Here is a 15,152-nt window from a genome sequence, read left to right as displayed (position 1 = left end):
GGGCGGAGGGAGGCCGGTGCTAGCATGTGGGGATTCTCGCGCATGCCCCCATCTCCCGTCTCATGCTCAGTTTTTTCCGCCGCAAGAAGCCCGACGCCGGCAAGCCGGCCGAGCGCGAATACAGCCTCGAAGAGCTCGCCGCTGCCATTCCCGGCGCGCAGCCTGAAACCGCCGATGCCGCGACCGCCGAAGCGGCCGTAGCCGCGCCGCCGGCAGCGGTGGAGCCGCAGCCGCAAGCCGCGCCGACGCAGCCTGCCGCCGCGCTTGCGCCTGCTGTCGAACTGCCTGCCGTCAAACCGCCTGCTGTCGAGCCGCCCGCGACGCCTGCGCCGGCCGCGCCCGTCGCCGAAGCCGCGCGGGTGGAAATCGCGCCGGCCGCCGCACCGACTCCGTTCGCCCCGCCCGCCGCCGCGCCGCCGGCCGCGCAAGCGCCGACGATCGCGCCGCAGACGCCCGCACCCGCCGCGCCCGCAACCGCGCTGGCCGAAACCACCCCGATCGAGTACGTCGACAAACCCGCCGCCCCCGCCGGCAAGAGCGGCTGGCGCGAGCGCCTGCGCAACAGCACCTTCGCGCGCAGCTTCGGCGGCCTGTTCTCGCGCAATCCGCGCCTGGACGACGACCTGCTCGACGAAATCGAAACCGCGCTGATCACCGCCGACGTCGGCGTCACCGCCACCACCGCGCTGGTCGAGAACCTGCGCAAGCGGATGAAGTCGCGCGAGTTCGCCGACGCCAACGCGCTGCTGGCCGCGTTGCGCGCCGATCTGATCGGCATGCTGCAGCCGGTGGCCAAACCGCTGGTGATCGACACCGACGCCAAGCCGTTCGTGGTGCTCACCGTCGGCGTCAACGGCGTCGGCAAGACCACCACCATCGGCAAGCTGGCCAAGCGCTTCCGCGACGAAAACCGCTCGCTGATGCTCGCCGCCGGCGACACCTTCCGCGCCGCCGCGGTCGCCCAGCTGCAAGCCTGGGGCGAACGCAACGGCGTGCCGGTGGTGGCGCAAGGCCAGAACGCCGACGCCGCCTCGGTCGCCTACGACGCGCTGGCCGCGGCCAAGGCGCGCGGCACCCAGGTGCTGATCGCCGACACCGCCGGGCGCCTGCACACCCAGCAGGGCCTGATGGCCGAACTGGGCAAGATCCGCCGGGTGCTGGCCAAGGTCGATCCGGCCGCGCCGCACGAAGTGCTGATGGTCATCGACGGCACCACCGGCCAGAACGCGCTGTCGCAGTTGCGCCAGTTCCACGCCGCGGTCGGCGTCACCGGCCTGGTGGTGACCAAGCTCGACGGCACCGCCAAGGGCGGCGTGGTGTTCGCGCTGGCGCGCGAGTTCGGCATTCCGATCCGCTTCGCCGGCATCGGCGAGCGCCCGGAAGACCTGCGCGTGTTCGACGCCGAAGCCTTCGTCGACGCCCTGCTGCCCGAAGCGCTCGGCGGCTGAGGCGCGATGCCCGCCGCCGCCGCACCGACGGCGCCGCAGCAGCCCGCCCGCCGCTCGCGCAAGCGGCTCTGGATCGTCCTGGCGCTGCTGCTGGCGGCGTTGCTCGCTCTGCGCTGGGTCTCGCAGCCCAGCCAGGTCAGCTGGATCGTGCTGAGCCAGGCCGGCCGCGCGCTCGGCCTTGAGATCAGCGCCAGCGGCGCCAGCGAATACCGTCTGCGCGGCACCCCGATGCTGGAGGTGCGCGACCTGGTCGCGCGCGCGCCCGGCCGCGACAAACCCCTGCTGCGCGCCAAGCGCGTCTATCTCGCCGCGCCGTGGACCACGATCCGCGCCGCCGGCGCCGTGCTCGACATCGAGCGGGTCGAACTCGACGCGCCGCAACTGGACCTGGGCGAACTCGACCGCTGGCTGGCCACGCGCCCGCCCTCGCCCGGCCCCACGCCCATCCCGCGCCTGATCCGCGGCGCGCGCGTGAGCGACGGGCGCGCGGTCGGCGACGGCTGGTCGGTCGAAAACATCGGCCTGGAGTTCGCCGAACTCGACCCGGACAAACCGCTGCGCGCCCGCGTGCGCGGACGCGCACTGAGCGCGGGCGTGGCGGTGCCGTTCGATCTGGCCGCGACCCTGCACCGCCCGGCTCCGGCGCGCGGCCTCGGCCTGTCCGGCGCGCTCGCGGTGGCGGCCAAGGACTGGCGCCTGCCGATGCGCATGCGCGCCGGCGCGCGCCTGCACGACGGCCCCGACGGCCTCGGCCTGGACGCGCTGCGCCTGGGCGCCGACACGCGTTATGTCAGCGGCGATACCGATCTACCGTTCGCCTTCGGCCTCGCCGGCCCGCTGCGCTATCGCGCCGGCGAACTGACCCTGGCGCCGATGGGCGCAGCCCTGCGCGCCGCCGCCGACAGCGCCGTGCCCAACCTCGACGCCGGCGGCCGCTTCGGCTTCGGCGCGGCCTTGCAACTGCACTGGCAAGGCCGTATCCACGCCTGGCCGCAGGCCTGGCCGACGCTGCCGCCGCCGCTCGGCCAATCGCGCACGCCGCTGGATTTCCAGCTCGATTACGCCGGCAAGGCCGACCTGTCCGACACCGTCGCGCTGAGCACGCAACGCGACCAGACCCGCTTCGACGGCCGCTTGCGCCTGCCGCAGATGCTGGCCTGGATCGACGCCAAGGACGCCGCGCCGTTGCCGCCGCTGAGCGGCCGCCTGAGCACGCCGAAGATCGAAATCTCCGGCGCCGCGCTGGAAGGCGTGGAAGTGCACATCGAAGACGATCCGCCCGCCGCCGCGTCGCCCGCGCCGGCCTCCTGACATCGCAATGAACGCACGTAGCCAAAGCGCCAACGCCCGCCCCGCCCGCCGCACGGCCGCGGCGACGCCCGCCGCCACTGCCACCGGCTCGCCCGACGCCTTCGCCGCGCGCCTGCTGGCGTGGTTCGACGTCAGCGGCCGCCACGACCTGCCCTGGCAGCATCCGCGCTCGCCTTACCGGGTGTGGCTGTCGGAAATCATGCTGCAGCAGACCCAGGTCAAGACCGCCGCGCCCTATTTCGAACGCTTCGTCGCGCGCCTGCCCGACCTGCCCGCGCTCGCCGCGGCCGAACAGGACACCGTGCTCGGCCTGTGGTCGGGCCTGGGCTACTACGCCCGCGCCCGCAACCTGCACGCCGCGGCCAAGCTGTGCGTCGAACGCCACGATGGCGAACTGCCGCGCGACCTCGACGCGCTGACCGCGCTGCCCGGCATCGGCCGCAGCACCGCCGCGGCGATCCTGTCGCAGGCCTGGGGCGACCGCCACGCGATCCTCGACGGCAACGTCAAGCGGGTGCTGTCGCGCTACCACGGCATCGACGGGTTTCCCGGCCTGCCGGCGGTGGAACGGCAGTTGTGGGCGCTGGCCGAATCGCACCTGCCGCCGACGCGCATGACCGACTACACCCAGGCGCAGATGGACCTGGGCGCGACCGTGTGCACGCGCTCGGACCCGGCCTGCATCCTGTGCCCGCTGCAGAGCGACTGCGTCGCCCGCATCCACGGCCGCACCGCCGAACTGCCGGTGCCCAAACCCGGCAAGGCGGTGCCGCAGCGTCATGCGCAAGTGCTGTGGCTGCTCGACCGCAGCGGCCGAGTGCTGTTGCAGCGCCGCCCGCCCACCGGCGTGTGGGCGGCGCTGTGGACGCTGCCGCAGCACGAGGACGAAGAAGCCGCCGAGCGCTGGTTCGAAACCCACGTCGAAGCCGAATACGCCGACGGCGAAGCGCTGGCGCCGGTCGCCCACGCTTTCAGCCACTACAAGCTGGAACTGCAGCCGCGGCGCTGGCGCGCGGTCGCCTTGCGCGCGCGGGTCGGCGACAATGACGCTCTGCGCTGGGTCGCGCGCGAGGAACTGGCCGAGCTCGGCATTCCCGCGCCGATCCGCAAGCTGATCGAAGCGGCAGGCTGATCGGCACGAACCGATCTAAGCAATCCCGATTGAAGCAAACCGACTGAAGCCGCGGCCTGAGCCGCGCCGCTCCCCACCCCGTTATCGCACCAGGATCCCCGATGAGCCGCAGCGTTTTCTGCCAGTACGAACAGCGCGAGACCGAAGGCCTCGACTTCATTCCCTGGCCCGGCGAGATGGGCAAGCGCATCTTCGCCAACATCGGCAAGGCCGCCTGGGCCGCGTGGCTGGCCCACCAGACCATGCTGATCAACGAGAACCGGCTCTCGCCGATGGACCCCAAGCACCGCGCCTTCCTCCAGGACGAGATGGAGAAGTTCCTGTTCGGCGGCGGCGCCGACAAGCCGGCCGGCTACGTGCCCGAGCAGTGAGCGCCGCGCGCGCCTGAACAGCGAACGCGCACGCGTTCGCTGCGAAACTGCGACCCATTGCCCGCCGCAGGCACGTTCGCGCCGCGGCGGCCTTCGTGTTGAATCGCCATTCCGGCATCGCCCTGCGGCGGTGCGGGAAAACGAACTGCGCAGGAAAGCGGCGCTCCGCCGCAGCCGCGGCTGCGTCGCGCCACCGCGCTTCATCACAAGGAGAGTCGAAATGCGTCAGCAGTCCAAGAGCAAGCTCGCCCTGATCGCCTTTGCCGTCGGCATGACCCTGTCGCTGGCCGCCAGCGCGCTGCCTTACCCGAATCCGGGCGAAGGCTACGTCCAGCACTACTATTCCGACGCCGCCCGCACCAACCTGATCGGCGAGCGTTCCTACGGCCATTGCGGCGAGCCCTTCCAGTGGGGCCAGACCAGCCGCTACTTCAACCTGACCAAGGTCGTGTGCGGCGACGGCGGCCTGCCGTAAGCCTGCGCGCACAGCACAGCCACGACGCGGGCCCGGCGCGATGCCGGGCCCGCGACGCGGACGTTTTCAAACCGCTTCGTCGATACCGAACGTAGCCGGATAACGCACCTGCCCGGCTTCGCCGCGCAGTGCGCCCGCGGCCAGTTCCAGCGCCATGAACGCCTCGCCGGGGAACGGCGACGCGAGCTTGGCCGCCAACTGCGCACTGAAGCCGAAGCGCGGGTAGTACGCCGGATGGCCGAGCACGATCACTGCCTCGACGCCGTCGCGGGCCAGGCACGCCAGCCCCGCGCGCACCAGCGCGGTGCCCACGCCGGCGCTCTGCCGTTGCGGATCCACCGCCATCGGCGCCAATGCCACCGCCCGCACCGCGCGCCCGTCCACCTGCGTGGGCAAATCGGTGAACAGGATGTGGCCGACGATCGCGTCGTCGTCCTGCGCCACCAGCGACAGCCGCACCAGGCCGTCGGCGCGCAGGCGCTCGACCAGGTCGGCCTCGTCGTCGCGGCCGAACGCGGCGCGGTTGAGCGCGTGCACCTGCGCGCGCTGTTCGGGCGTTTCGTCTTGGATATGCATAGCGTCCTCCTGTGCGGACAACGGGTTGCGGCCGAGGGCGGAGCCGAACATCAGCAAGCTCAGCATGGCCGTCACCGGTTGTCGTGTTGAGGGCGCACGCTTTGCCGCCCCAGATGGCTGATGCGGTAGGGCTGCCCGTCGTGCGAGCAGATCAGGCCGCGTCGTTTGAGTTTCTTGAACACCGCTACGGTGCAGTCCGCGAGGCGATAGCCATCGCGGTTGTAGCAGTCCACGTCGAGGACGGCCGCGCTATCGGCGGCGCGGCGGTGCTGGATGCAGCCGCCTTGAGCCAGCGCGTGCAGCACGCGCTGTTCGGATCTGGATAGATTCATTTGGCATGTCGGTCGTAGCCGGAACGAACGCGACGACGCGCGCCCGCGTTGCGCGGACGGCGAACTGATTCGACGCGTTACCCACCTTCGCGAAAAACGAAGGTCAGCGGGTGGCCACAATCTCCGACATGCTTCCCTCTTTGGCCGCCGATCGGCGGGAGTACGGGGAAGCGCACCCTAGTAGGCGGCGGCGCGCGTGTCAACCGCGCGGGCGGCCGCATTCACGTCTCGGCGCGGCCTGCGCCGGCGCGCGCGCAGACGCCGGCTCGCCCACTCGCGCACCCGGTCGCAGCGGCGGGGACCGCCGCGGTCCACACTGCGCCGGCCGGCCCCGCCCCGCGGGCGCCGTCGCGGCGCGCGCCGCAGGCGCCCGCCGCATCCGCAAGCGCAGTCCAATCGTCCGTTTATCAAGGAGAGAACCGATGAAAGGCTTGTTCGCCCGCCGCACCGCATTGTTCGCCGCCGTCGCCCTGTTCGGGTTCTCGGCCACGGTCTACGCCGCCTGCCAGGACCGCTGGTGCAGCAAGAATTACAACCAGTGCCTCGCCGACGGCCGCGCCGACGGCACGCTCACCAACGCCGAATTCCAGAAGTGCTTCGACGAATGGAGCCAGTGCCTGCTGGCCAACGGCTGCCAGGCGCCGTAACCGCCGCCGGCGCCGGGCTTGCGTCGCGCATGCGCGCAAGCCCGGCGTTGCGGTCGTGCGAGGTCGGCCGCGCGATGCCTGCGCTCAATCGCGCCAGGACGGCGCCGCATCGAAACCCGCCGCATCGTTCGACGCGGCGATGCGGCAAGCGCGCAATTACATGGTCCTGACTTGCGCCTTGTGCTGCTCGTTGGACTGATTCGCCTGATTCGTCTGCGTCGCCGAAACCGACGGCGCGCTGGTCTCGGCAGCGAGCTGGGTCGCCTGGGTCTGGCCCGGCCGGAACGGCTCCACGCCCTGCACCGACACCGGCCCGGACACCATCAGCTGCGGGTACTGGAACAGCTTCACCAACTGCATCGTGGCGCGGTCCTTGGCCGGGCTCTCGCCCGGCGCCGTCGCCTCGTTGAGCATGCCGTACAGCTTGTAATCCTTGTTCTGGGTCGGATCCACGCTCTTCTCGCCCTTGGACAGGCCATAGGCGGCCTTGTACAAACCGAGCTCGACGTTCGCCTTCAAGGCCTCCAGCGAATCGCCCTTCACGAACACCCGGCGGGCGGAATCGTAGCTGTCGGTTTCGGTGCCGAACTTGCGCGTGGCGGTTCCCACCGCCGGACTGCCTGCGTTGTAGCTCGCCAGACCCTCCTTGCCCTCCATCCGCGCCCTGACCTCGTCCTCGCTGCCGCCGTGGGTGGGACGCACCGGGTCGCGCAAGGTCAGCAGGGTCAGCCGCTGCGCGCCGTCCTGGGTCTGGTTCACCAGCCCGGGCAGATTGAAGCTGAAGGACTGCGCGTCCTTGGCGATCGCCGAACCGGCGATCTCGGGCTTCTCGCACAGATAGCGGGTCGAAGACAGCATCTGCTTCTGCATCTCGGGATTGGTCGCCGGATACACGTTGAAGAACGCGAAATCGTGCGACTTCAAATAGCGCGTGTTGTACTCGGAGGTGTGCGACACGCTCTGCGGCTGCGACTTGTTGTTGGTCAGCGCCTGGGCGAAGTCCTGGATCTGCTCGCGGTCGGAGGTCGCCAGGATGTGCCCGGCGATGGGCCGGTTGCTGGCGTGCGAGGCCATGCCTTGCGCATAGCGCTCGCCGACATCGGCGACGAACGTGTCGATCTTCTTGCCGAAGGTGTCGGCCAGGCCGTTGGCGGCATGCAGCTCCTTGTACCTGGCGATCTCGCCGCGCATCTCCTGCAGATTGGCGTGCGAGATCGCCTCGAGCTTGCCGACCGAGCTGAGCTTGTCGAAGCCCTCCGCCGAGCGCGCCGGATGGCCGGCGAGCATCGGGCTGGCCAGCAGCGTCTTGGCGTCCTGCTCCGGGTCGTGCGGGCGCGCGTAACCCGCGTACAGCTTCTCCTCGACCCGGTCGCGATTGAGCGGGTGTTCGACCACCGTGCCGCGCATCAGCGCGCCGGCCGTCTTCATCTGGTTCTCGGAGCGCAGCTCGTCCACGCCATTGCCGATGCGATCGTATGCCCGCGACATGATTTCCTTCGCCCGCTCCGGCGCCACTTCCTTCGGCGGGAAGTTGAAACCGACCGCGAGCTTGCCCTTGCTGCCGCACAACTCGCCGTAGTAATCCTCGTTCTTCAGCAAAGTGTTGAGCCACTTCACCGTCGCCTCGTTCTCTTTCTTCGCCGCCTTGTCGCCGGAGAAGTAGAACCCCTGCGCGTCCTGCAATACGACCTTCAGCTGTGCGCCCGTGCTCACTGGCCCGTCTCCTTGTTCGATATCGATCTGAAACCGGATCCGGCGCGAGCGCGAGGCCAGGCCGGACGATGCGGAAGAGTAGCCAGCCTTGGCCCGCGCCGGAGCGGCCCGCATCGCCAATCCGTGATGGCAATCGCGTCGATCCGGTGCGGCGGCGATGCGTTTTGCGCGAACGGGCGGAAACGCAGGGTCGCATGGGCGGCCATCGAGACGCCGCCATCGATAAAGTGCGCCTTCGCGCCGGCTGCGCTCACACCCGACTAACGCACGCAGGTCCATGGTCGAGGAGCTGCAGTGCAACGCTGCAACGGCTGCTCAAGCCGCGTCGCGCTTCCATCCAGTCTCCGCATTGAGTTTCCGCCCCGACCCGTCGGGGCCGTGGCTTCGGCCGTCCCGGATTCGCATCGGCGCATCCCTCTCCAGGAATTCTCATGAACGCGAACCAGAACTCGGCCCGCCCGGCGCTCAACCTGGCGGACATCGCCTCGTCCAACGGCACCTTCAACGTCTTCCTGCAGGCCATCGACAAGGCCGGACTCAAGGAACTGCTGAGCGGCGCGGGACCGTACACCATCCTCGCCCCCACCGACGCTGCGTTCGAAAGGCTGCCCGCCGGCAAGCTCGATGAGCTGTTCAAGCCGGAGAACAAGCGCGAACTCGCGGACATCGTGAACTACCACGTGATCAAGGGCCGCCGCACCTCGACCCAGCTCAGCAAGTGGTCGAGCGCGCGCACCGCGAACGGCCAGGAAGCGGCCATCGAATACAGCGGCGACAAACTGACCATCGACGGCGCCACCATGACCTCGCGCGACATGGATTCCAGCAATGGCATCCTGCACGGGATCGACAAGGTCAACATCCCGGCGGCCGCGGCGGAAAAGCAGGGGTAACGCGCAGCGTCCCTACGCGGCGACGGGACCTTTCCGTCGCTCTTGCCGTCGCATCTTCGCCAACGGGATCCATGGATATGCACGTCGCCACCGCCATTGCCTTCATCGGGTTCGCAGTGGCCTTGTCGATAGAATCGTTCATCCAGGCCAGGTTCTGGCGGCTGATGCAGGACCTGCATCCCACCCAACTCGCGCACTTCAATCTCAGCTCCGGCGCGCACCCGCTCGCCCGCCGCAACGCACGGGCCACGATGCTGTACCTGCGCGACAAGAGCTTCCGCCTCAGCTTCGATCGCGGCGGCACCGGACATTGCGACGACAACCGCCGATCGATGATTTTTTCGTACTGGGCTACGACGGTGACCGGATGCGTCCTGATCCTGGCTGTGTTCTTGCACGGACGGCTGTAAGCGTCGGCGAAGAACATCGCCGCGTCTTTGGCGCGACGGCGCCAACGCAGGAAAGAGCTCGCGCGCTCATGCGTGGCCGGATCCCGCGCTCTGCATGCCGGCGGTGCCCGGCAGATTTCAGGCAACAAAAAAGCCTCCCGAAAAGGAGGCTTTTTTTGCTTATCCGGCGATTTAAGACGAACCATCGCAGGATCTGTGTTGAGGTGGCCGGGGAGGGAGTCGCCTGCCGACACGGGGATTTTCAATCCCCACCCACTTTTGCAAGTGATTGATTTATCAGCAACGGCAGAAATGTACCTCGCACTCCTGTAGCCGCACATCAATGGCTTACAGTGTGAGCGCCGCCCGCTGCCCGTGCAAATTCCGTGCAAGTTCGACCGCCCTACCCTGGCCGCGCTGGGGCCCCTGGTGCGTAGGAGATTGGGCGGCGCTGGATCGCGTCGTCGTCCCCTGAACTTGCGGCCAGTCTCGGGATGTCGCCGGCCGCCAGGACACACACATGTCGGACAATCTGAGCAAGCATCAACCGCAAGACAAGTCGAAGGCCGGCCTCACAACTGCCTGCTAGACCCAAAACCACAGGCCCACATTTTCTTGGAGCAACGATGGGTACGCGGAAAATTGGTTCGGTCAACAACGTGCCGGAAGAAGTCTTCTTTGCAAGCCGTTTCGTTTGTCCTAGATGCGGCGACTCAAAGTTCGGCTCCATGATGCTTCCAGACGAATCGCTGAGGCGGACTTGTCACGGAGACATCGATGGCAAGGGGCCATGCTTTTTCACCTGGCACGAATCGGACGACCATCTTTACTGCTTTGTGCCTCTCAGATTCCTGGAGGCAGCTCTAGCGAAGCGCAACAACGAGGGGGAATAGGATGGCACTACCATTTCACTGCAGTTATCAGGATTTCGTGGACACCCACTGTTATCCACACTAAGAGCCACGTTAACGAGCCAACTCGTCGACAAAGTCCTCCAAAATCAGGTCGCCGTCTTTGGAGAACCCCACCACACTGAAAGCCACCCTGCTCCCGTTACCTGTCAGGGAGTAACATCGCGCGGTGCCGTTGGCTTCTATTGCGCGGCACATCTCATAGTGCCCCGGCCCGCGAAACGCCATGTAGCCATACCGACCCGGTTTCGTTGGCGTGCGATACAACACCCCGACGCCCATGTCGTCAAAAAAGAATTCAGTATCGACTTTAGTCATTGTGGATCGTCTAAGGTTCCGTAGACATCTGGGCCTTTAAAGCTGCGGCGCCCAAGTCAGCCCACCAATCCGCTGCCCGAGTTCAAGCAAGGATCCACCGCAATCCGCGTGATCGATGCCAATCCACGCAGGATAGGCCGCCAGGCCCTTCCACGTACAGCAGGCACCGTCAAAAGAGCCGGTCAGGGCACCCACAAGTGTTCTACTCGCGCCCCCGAACAAGAGCTTAAAATCTGACTGAGTAATCGCGACGAGTACCTGGTGCGCCGTCTCTTGTGATTTACTCGCCCGAGGATGGCCCCTGACGATTCTCTCGGCCAAACGCGAGAAGTGATGCCCCACTTATGGAAGAGACGCAATGTCTGTCACTGCACAAATCGACAATCCGATATGCAAGGACGAAGAGAACTTCAACATCCCCATCATGGTGGAGTCCATTTGCCGAATAGTCAGCCCTATTGCGAAACGCCTGGGATTAGACCTATGCGACAACTGGGGCACCTTCAACGATGTCGGCGCTGGAATGACGCCGGAGTTTTTTCGTCAACTCGACTTGCTTGCCGCAGCAGTAACCGAGCAAGAACACACGCTGCAGCCGCATATCGATCAACGCTTCGCCAACCTCAAGTTACGGATGACCGAAGCAGTAGAGCGTCGTGCAGACGTGGCTTTTATAATTGGCTGATGCAGGATGGCAAGCCCAGCTTTAGAGTTCAGGCAGCCTGTCGCTGGAGTGGCAGATCGGCATGCCTAGGATTTTAGCGGCGGGCGTCGCACGGCCGAGATTCGAGCGCGAGCGTCAACCCCAGAAGCAGCAGAATGGATCGCGCCTGACCTCCTCCACGAGTTCTGGTAGGCCGAGAGCTTCCAGCATTGGGCCGTAACCCTGCCATTTCCCGCTGGCCCGGAGCCAGAACAACTGCCCGACCTGGCGCGTCCGAACGTAGCGGAACTTGACGACCGGAATTTCGACGATCTCGTCGTAAGCCGGTCGCGCGCCATAGACCTCAATGGTCGGGCCGGATACGCGATGCACACCGCATCGCCCGACTTCACGTGAGGGCAATGCCGCGGCTTCAGCAGCCTCGCGATGACGTTCCCGGCTTGCCGCCGTTCGATGGCTTTGAACATGACGACATGTCCAGCGGCAGTCGCGGAGTGAATCGTCCAGTTTTTTGTAGACCGTCGTTAGCCGTTTACAGCTACGATGTTTACTAAGCCCTGTTCGATTCAAGTGCTCCTACAGGAAGCCTATCGGACAATCTTTGGTCAACTGCCGAGGTCGGCTGCATGCATTCGTTATACGACGGAATCCACCATCGCTACTCATCGTCTGACGCGGACAAGACCAAGGCGATCGAGATCATGAGCAACGTACTCGGCTTCCGCCCCAATTCGGATGGGCTGCGGTATTCGCTGGCGCTCTATGGCGACGGCAGCGGAGCTGACGACAGACTGGCGATCCGATTCGTGCTCGATGCGTCTAGCTGGCCCATTCTTTGCGAAAAATGCCGTTTGAAATCGCCCGATGAGGCGATGGCATCCCCGGGTTGGAGCGAGAGTTTCGAACGGTTGATTCGAGGCGAAGCGACGGCAAACGACCTGCTCTATGACGTCCGAGAGTTCATCGACACGAACAGGCACCCGTTTCAGGATCGCGCCAGTTCATCGGCCACAATCGCGTTTTCGAACGAGAGCGATGTTAACTCTTGGTGCGCCGTGTGGACAGCGGACGGCTGGGTGAACTACTTGTCGTTTGATCAGGGATAAGAGCAGACCTGTCCGCGCCGGCAGCTGCGGCAACTCGGCGAGAACAGCGAGGATCGATGGGCCCGCGTGGTCACGGCCGCATTAGCACAACCCGCGACAGGCGCGGATCACGTGCTGGCCGGCAACGATCGGACCGCACGCACGAAGTTACGGACTTCGTCGCGGTGGCAGCCGTCGGCGCGGCCGCTGATGAAGCCGACGACCCGCACGCAGAGCGGAACCAACGCGTATTCGGTGGCGGTCCAATACGCTCCCCCCATGGTATCGGGGAATGCGGCAGTGTCGATGGCGGGGCTACAGCGCGTGTCGTCCACCAGTTGGAACAACTCCACACGCGTGGGGAGCCGCCACTCCTGTCCGAGCGCCTTGCACGCTTCGGCTGCTTCGGCGTAGCTAACGCGCTCGACACCGCACAGCGTCGCCTTCGACCAGATCAGGCGCAGGACGGTGTCAGTGATGGTGCCGTCGTCGTTGTCGATAAAGCGGGGTCGAGCTTCCAGGCCAAGGTCCGAAGAAGTACTGAGGTTCATTGCTGGCCCAAAAAAGGTAAAGATTCGAAGGTCGCCGCAAGTCGGAACATACGATGCCGCTTTCGACTCGTCGAGCAAGGATGCGGGCCGTAGCGATACGCGACGCCCTCGAGGTGGGCCAGATCGCCGGAAACCCGGATAGCGACACTGTCCGCGCCGGCAGCAGAGACAACTCGGCGAGAGCAGCAAGCGTCGGGGGGCGCGCGCAGCGGGCCGGGCCCGCATGGTAACGGCCGCATTCGCGCAGCCCGCGACAGGCGCGGATCACGTGCAGGCCGGCAACGACCGGACCGAACGCACGAGCCCGTAGTCGTTGAGGCGGTGACCGTAGTAGGCGTAGCCGTCGTAGAAATCGACGAACCACGCGTCGGACGAAGCCCACGCCGTGATGATGCTAGTCCAGTGACGTACGCCACACCTGAGCAAGCTGACACGTGATGGCTTGCGGGAGCCTTCGTGCGCTGATGAAACTCGACGGCCGGCGCTCCATCAAGTCGGTGCTGCGTTGCGCGCACCTCTCGCCCGAGCACTTGGCGAACGACGCCTCGCGCATCGAGGGAATCATGCAAACCGATTCCGCCACAAAGAAAGCCCAAGCCAAAAAACAAAGGGCCTAGCATCGCTGCTAAGCCCTTGATGAAACTGGTGGCCGGGGAGGGAATCGAACCCCCGACACGGGGATTTTCAATCCCCTGCTCTACCAACTGAGCTACCCGGCCATTTCACGGGCAACCCGTGAGAGAGGCGGCATGATACGGAGGCTTTCGACGGATGGCAAGCCTCCCCGCCGCTGAACGATTCGGGCCGTCGATGCGGCGGCCGCGCGCGGCGGGCGCATGATGGCGGCGCAAGCCCCACCGGCGGCTTGGCCGCCAAAGGAAACCCGTATGAAACGCCTGCTTTCGCAAGGTTCGCGTCCGCAGTCCGCGCGTTCGCCGGCTGTGCATCCGCACGTTCCGCGGCGCCGGTTCGCCGCGTTGTCGGCCGCGGTATTGGCTGCAGCGTTGCTCGCCGGTTGCGCCAGTTCCGGCCCCAAGCTCGACGATGCCCAACGCCTGGCGCTGTATCGCGAACACGCCGGCGCGCCGGTCGATCGCTTCCAGTACTTCGACAGCATCGACGGCTGGACGCCGCTGGGCGACAGCGCGCTGGCGCTGTGGACCCGGCCCAACCAGGCCTATCTGCTGGAGCTGCAGGGCCGCTGCCAGGATCTCGACTTCGCCCAGGCGATTTCGGTGACCAACCAGATGGGCAGCGTGCATCGCCGCTTCGACAAGGTCATCGTGCTCGGCCAGCAGTCGATCAAGATTCCCTGCTTCATCGACCGGATCCTGCCGCTCGACGTCAAGGCGTTGAAGCAGGCGCAGAAGGAGATCCGCTCGGCCGGGACCATGCCGGAAGAGCCGAAGTCCTGAGCCAGGGCGGCAACGCGCGGATGCGGCGGCGATGCGCGCCGCGTCTGCGCGGATGCCCGGCGCGATAGGCAAAGCCCCTGCGCGGAAAGGACCAGAGCCGCTCCTGCCGGGGTCGGCCAGCCGACGGATTCCGCATCCGCGGCGTGACGAGTGTCAGAAAAATCCTACACGCCACCGCGCTGTCGGCCGACTGTGCCGGCCGGGCGCCCAGGCGCAATCTGTGCGGGCCCCGGCAGCACGGCCATGCGACGACACGGACGCCGCTCAGCAAAGGACGAGGCCGCCGCCTTGAGCAAGCGATGCTGCGGAGCTGGGGCCACTGATTACAGAAGTTGGGGTTAGCGGCAATGCACGGCAAACAGGAAGTGGCGCCGACGGCCAGGACGGCCGTTCGGTCGATCCCGCGAGGAGTGCGCGGGGGGCGTGCATGAAGGCAGCGATCTTGGTCCAGGATTCGTTCCGCGCGCTGCCGCGCTATCTCTTCGTACTGACCGCCGTCTCGGCGCTGGCGCTGTTGGCCCGAGCGGCGGTTCCTTCTTCTGTCTCTTCCCCACACCGATTCCCTGAGCCCGTCGCTTCGGCCTTCGCCGTTGCGGCGGCCGCTGCCGCGCTCGATCCGGCATCGCCTGCGGCACGCCGTTCCATGACACCGGCCGCGATGTTGCCACTGGCTCCGGCGTTCGCCGCACAAACGCGCTTGCCCGGACCGTTCCGGCTGGACTCGCGTCCGCCGATGCATCTGCGTTATTTCGCTGCGGCGCAGACGCCGCTTTCCGCGACACCGCATTGACGGCGCGGCGACCGCGCTCGACCTGAGCTATCAGTGGGTTTCGCCTCTCGAGTCGCGCCCCTCGAGTCGCGCCCCTCGACTCTCGCCTGTTGCCCATCGCCCGATGCGCCTTCCGCGCTCATCGGCTCGAC

The 15,152-nt window shown here is 66.7% G+C and carries 18 protein-coding genes and 1 tRNA gene; 12 read left to right on the top strand and 7 right to left on the bottom strand.

The window, feature by feature from the left end:
- Positions 1-62 precede the first annotated feature (62 nt).
- From ftsY to BLU84_RS09475, 5 genes are all read left to right on the top strand, one after another.
- Positions 63-1,448, top strand: a complete 1,386-nt coding sequence (gene ftsY, locus BLU84_RS09495) for a signal recognition particle-docking protein FtsY (RefSeq protein ID WP_074865690.1) — start codon at positions 63-65, stop codon at positions 1,446-1,448.
- 6 nt (positions 1,449-1,454) lie between these two features.
- Positions 1,455-2,759, top strand: a complete 1,305-nt coding sequence (locus BLU84_RS09490) for a hypothetical protein (RefSeq protein ID WP_074865687.1) — start codon at positions 1,455-1,457, stop codon at positions 2,757-2,759.
- A 7-nt stretch (positions 2,760-2,766) separates the two neighbouring features.
- The gene (gene mutY, locus BLU84_RS09485) at positions 2,767-3,891 is read left to right on the top strand and encodes an A/G-specific adenine glycosylase (RefSeq protein ID WP_074865684.1); all 1,125 of its coding nucleotides are present in this window, start codon (positions 2,767-2,769) and stop codon (positions 3,889-3,891) included.
- Positions 3,892-3,992: 101 nt separating this feature from the next.
- Positions 3,993-4,262, top strand: a complete 270-nt coding sequence (locus BLU84_RS09480; protein WP_074865682.1) for an oxidative damage protection protein — start codon at positions 3,993-3,995, stop codon at positions 4,260-4,262.
- Between the two features lie 220 nt (positions 4,263-4,482).
- Positions 4,483-4,737, top strand: a complete 255-nt coding sequence (locus tag BLU84_RS09475; protein WP_074865679.1) for a DUF6289 family protein — start codon at positions 4,483-4,485, stop codon at positions 4,735-4,737.
- A gap of 66 nt (positions 4,738-4,803) precedes the next feature.
- Here BLU84_RS09475 and BLU84_RS09470 read toward each other — a convergent pair whose 3' ends face one another.
- Both BLU84_RS09470 and BLU84_RS09465 read right to left on the bottom strand, forming a co-directional pair.
- The gene (locus BLU84_RS09470) at positions 4,804-5,313 is read right to left on the bottom strand and encodes a GNAT family N-acetyltransferase (protein WP_074866559.1); all 510 of its coding nucleotides are present in this window, start codon (positions 5,311-5,313) and stop codon (positions 4,804-4,806) included.
- Between the two features lie 71 nt (positions 5,314-5,384).
- Positions 5,385-5,645 carry a YjhX family toxin gene (locus BLU84_RS09465; RefSeq protein ID WP_074865676.1) on the bottom strand — a complete coding sequence of 87 codons (261 nt, stop codon included), beginning with the start codon at positions 5,643-5,645 and terminating at the stop codon, positions 5,385-5,387.
- A gap of 422 nt (positions 5,646-6,067) precedes the next feature.
- Between BLU84_RS09465 and BLU84_RS09460 the strand changes: the two genes are divergently transcribed.
- Entirely contained in the window at positions 6,068-6,292 is a 225-nt protein-coding gene (locus tag BLU84_RS09460; RefSeq protein ID WP_074865672.1) for a hypothetical protein, read from the top strand.
- Positions 6,293-6,448: 156 nt separating this feature from the next.
- On the opposite strand, the gene BLU84_RS09455 is transcribed toward BLU84_RS09460, so the two are convergent.
- Positions 6,449-8,005: a hypothetical protein gene (locus BLU84_RS09455; protein ID WP_074865668.1), complete on the bottom strand. Its 1,557-nt coding sequence runs from the start codon at positions 8,003-8,005 to the stop codon at positions 6,449-6,451.
- A gap of 431 nt (positions 8,006-8,436) precedes the next feature.
- Between BLU84_RS09455 and BLU84_RS09450 the strand changes: the two genes are divergently transcribed.
- Positions 8,437-8,898 (top strand): fasciclin domain-containing protein, encoded by a 462-nt coding sequence (locus BLU84_RS09450; RefSeq protein ID WP_074865665.1) that lies wholly within the window; start codon positions 8,437-8,439, stop codon positions 8,896-8,898.
- 77 nt (positions 8,899-8,975) lie between these two features.
- Complete coding sequence (locus BLU84_RS09445) at positions 8,976-9,308, top strand: hypothetical protein (protein ID WP_074865662.1); 333 nt, start codon at positions 8,976-8,978, stop codon at positions 9,306-9,308.
- A 944-nt stretch (positions 9,309-10,252) separates the two neighbouring features.
- Here the strand turns inward: BLU84_RS09445 and BLU84_RS09440 are convergent.
- The gene (locus BLU84_RS09440; protein WP_074865659.1) at positions 10,253-10,516 is read right to left on the bottom strand and encodes a hypothetical protein; all 264 of its coding nucleotides are present in this window, start codon (positions 10,514-10,516) and stop codon (positions 10,253-10,255) included.
- 358 nt (positions 10,517-10,874) lie between these two features.
- Here BLU84_RS09440 and BLU84_RS26330 point away from each other — a divergent pair, with 358 nt between their 5' ends.
- The gene (locus BLU84_RS26330) at positions 10,875-11,201 is read left to right on the top strand and encodes a hypothetical protein (RefSeq protein ID WP_139174868.1); all 327 of its coding nucleotides are present in this window, start codon (positions 10,875-10,877) and stop codon (positions 11,199-11,201) included.
- A gap of 114 nt (positions 11,202-11,315) precedes the next feature.
- Here the strand turns inward: BLU84_RS26330 and BLU84_RS27135 are convergent, their stop codons facing one another.
- Entirely contained in the window at positions 11,316-11,552 is a 237-nt protein-coding gene (locus BLU84_RS27135) for a DUF3024 domain-containing protein (RefSeq protein WP_074865655.1), read from the bottom strand.
- A 329-nt stretch (positions 11,553-11,881) separates the two neighbouring features.
- Here BLU84_RS27135 and BLU84_RS09430 point away from each other — a divergent pair, with 329 nt between their 5' ends.
- Positions 11,882-12,286 (top strand): hypothetical protein, encoded by a 405-nt coding sequence (locus BLU84_RS09430; protein ID WP_139174866.1) that lies wholly within the window; start codon positions 11,882-11,884, stop codon positions 12,284-12,286.
- Positions 12,287-12,393: 107 nt separating this feature from the next.
- On the opposite strand, the gene BLU84_RS09425 is transcribed toward BLU84_RS09430, so the two are convergent.
- Positions 12,394-12,894: an Lcl C-terminal domain-containing protein gene (locus BLU84_RS09425; RefSeq protein WP_170849131.1), complete on the bottom strand. Its 501-nt coding sequence runs from the start codon at positions 12,892-12,894 to the stop codon at positions 12,394-12,396.
- Between the two features lie 565 nt (positions 12,895-13,459).
- Positions 13,460-13,535 (bottom strand) — tRNA-Phe (locus BLU84_RS09420).
- Between the two features lie 168 nt (positions 13,536-13,703).
- On the opposite strand from BLU84_RS09420, the gene BLU84_RS09415 reads away from it, so the two are divergent.
- Together BLU84_RS09415 and BLU84_RS26325 are read left to right on the top strand one after the other, a co-directional pair.
- Positions 13,704-14,231 (top strand): DUF6491 family protein, encoded by a 528-nt coding sequence (locus BLU84_RS09415; protein ID WP_233431108.1) that lies wholly within the window; start codon positions 13,704-13,706, stop codon positions 14,229-14,231.
- A 427-nt stretch (positions 14,232-14,658) separates the two neighbouring features.
- Positions 14,659-15,021: a hypothetical protein gene (locus BLU84_RS26325; protein ID WP_139174864.1), complete on the top strand. Its 363-nt coding sequence runs from the start codon at positions 14,659-14,661 to the stop codon at positions 15,019-15,021.
- The last annotated feature ends 131 nt before the right edge of the window (positions 15,022-15,152 follow it).

Source organism: Lysobacter enzymogenes (genome assembly GCF_900106525.1).
Classification (GTDB): domain Bacteria; phylum Pseudomonadota; class Gammaproteobacteria; order Xanthomonadales; family Xanthomonadaceae; genus Lysobacter; species Lysobacter enzymogenes.
This window is presented reverse-complemented; position numbering and strand designations above follow the sequence as displayed.

Coding starts and splice junctions, on each gene's coding strand:
- BLU84_RS09460 (WP_074865672.1), top strand. CDS start 6,068: ATGAAAGGCTTGTTCGCCCGCCGCACCGCATTGTTCGCCGCCGTCGCC.
- BLU84_RS09450 (WP_074865665.1), top strand. CDS start 8,437: ATGAACGCGAACCAGAACTCGGCCCGCCCGGCGCTCAACCTGGCGGAC.
- BLU84_RS09465 (WP_074865676.1), bottom strand. CDS start 5,645: ATGAATCTATCCAGATCCGAACAGCGCGTGCTGCACGCGCTGGCTCAA.
- BLU84_RS09475 (WP_074865679.1), top strand. CDS start 4,483: ATGCGTCAGCAGTCCAAGAGCAAGCTCGCCCTGATCGCCTTTGCCGTC.
- ftsY (WP_074865690.1), top strand. CDS start 63: ATGCTCAGTTTTTTCCGCCGCAAGAAGCCCGACGCCGGCAAGCCGGCC.
- BLU84_RS09415 (WP_233431108.1), top strand. CDS start 13,704: ATGAAACGCCTGCTTTCGCAAGGTTCGCGTCCGCAGTCCGCGCGTTCG.
- BLU84_RS09480 (WP_074865682.1), top strand. CDS start 3,993: ATGAGCCGCAGCGTTTTCTGCCAGTACGAACAGCGCGAGACCGAAGGC.
- BLU84_RS09445 (WP_074865662.1), top strand. CDS start 8,976: ATGCACGTCGCCACCGCCATTGCCTTCATCGGGTTCGCAGTGGCCTTG.
- BLU84_RS09440 (WP_074865659.1), bottom strand. CDS start 10,516: ATGACTAAAGTCGATACTGAATTCTTTTTTGACGACATGGGCGTCGGG.
- BLU84_RS26325 (WP_139174864.1), top strand. CDS start 14,659: ATGAAGGCAGCGATCTTGGTCCAGGATTCGTTCCGCGCGCTGCCGCGC.
- BLU84_RS09490 (WP_074865687.1), top strand. CDS start 1,455: ATGCCCGCCGCCGCCGCACCGACGGCGCCGCAGCAGCCCGCCCGCCGC.
- BLU84_RS26330 (WP_139174868.1), top strand. CDS start 10,875: ATGTCTGTCACTGCACAAATCGACAATCCGATATGCAAGGACGAAGAG.
- BLU84_RS09470 (WP_074866559.1), bottom strand. CDS start 5,313: ATGCATATCCAAGACGAAACGCCCGAACAGCGCGCGCAGGTGCACGCG.
- BLU84_RS09430 (WP_139174866.1), top strand. CDS start 11,882: ATGAGCAACGTACTCGGCTTCCGCCCCAATTCGGATGGGCTGCGGTAT.
- mutY (WP_074865684.1), top strand. CDS start 2,767: ATGAACGCACGTAGCCAAAGCGCCAACGCCCGCCCCGCCCGCCGCACG.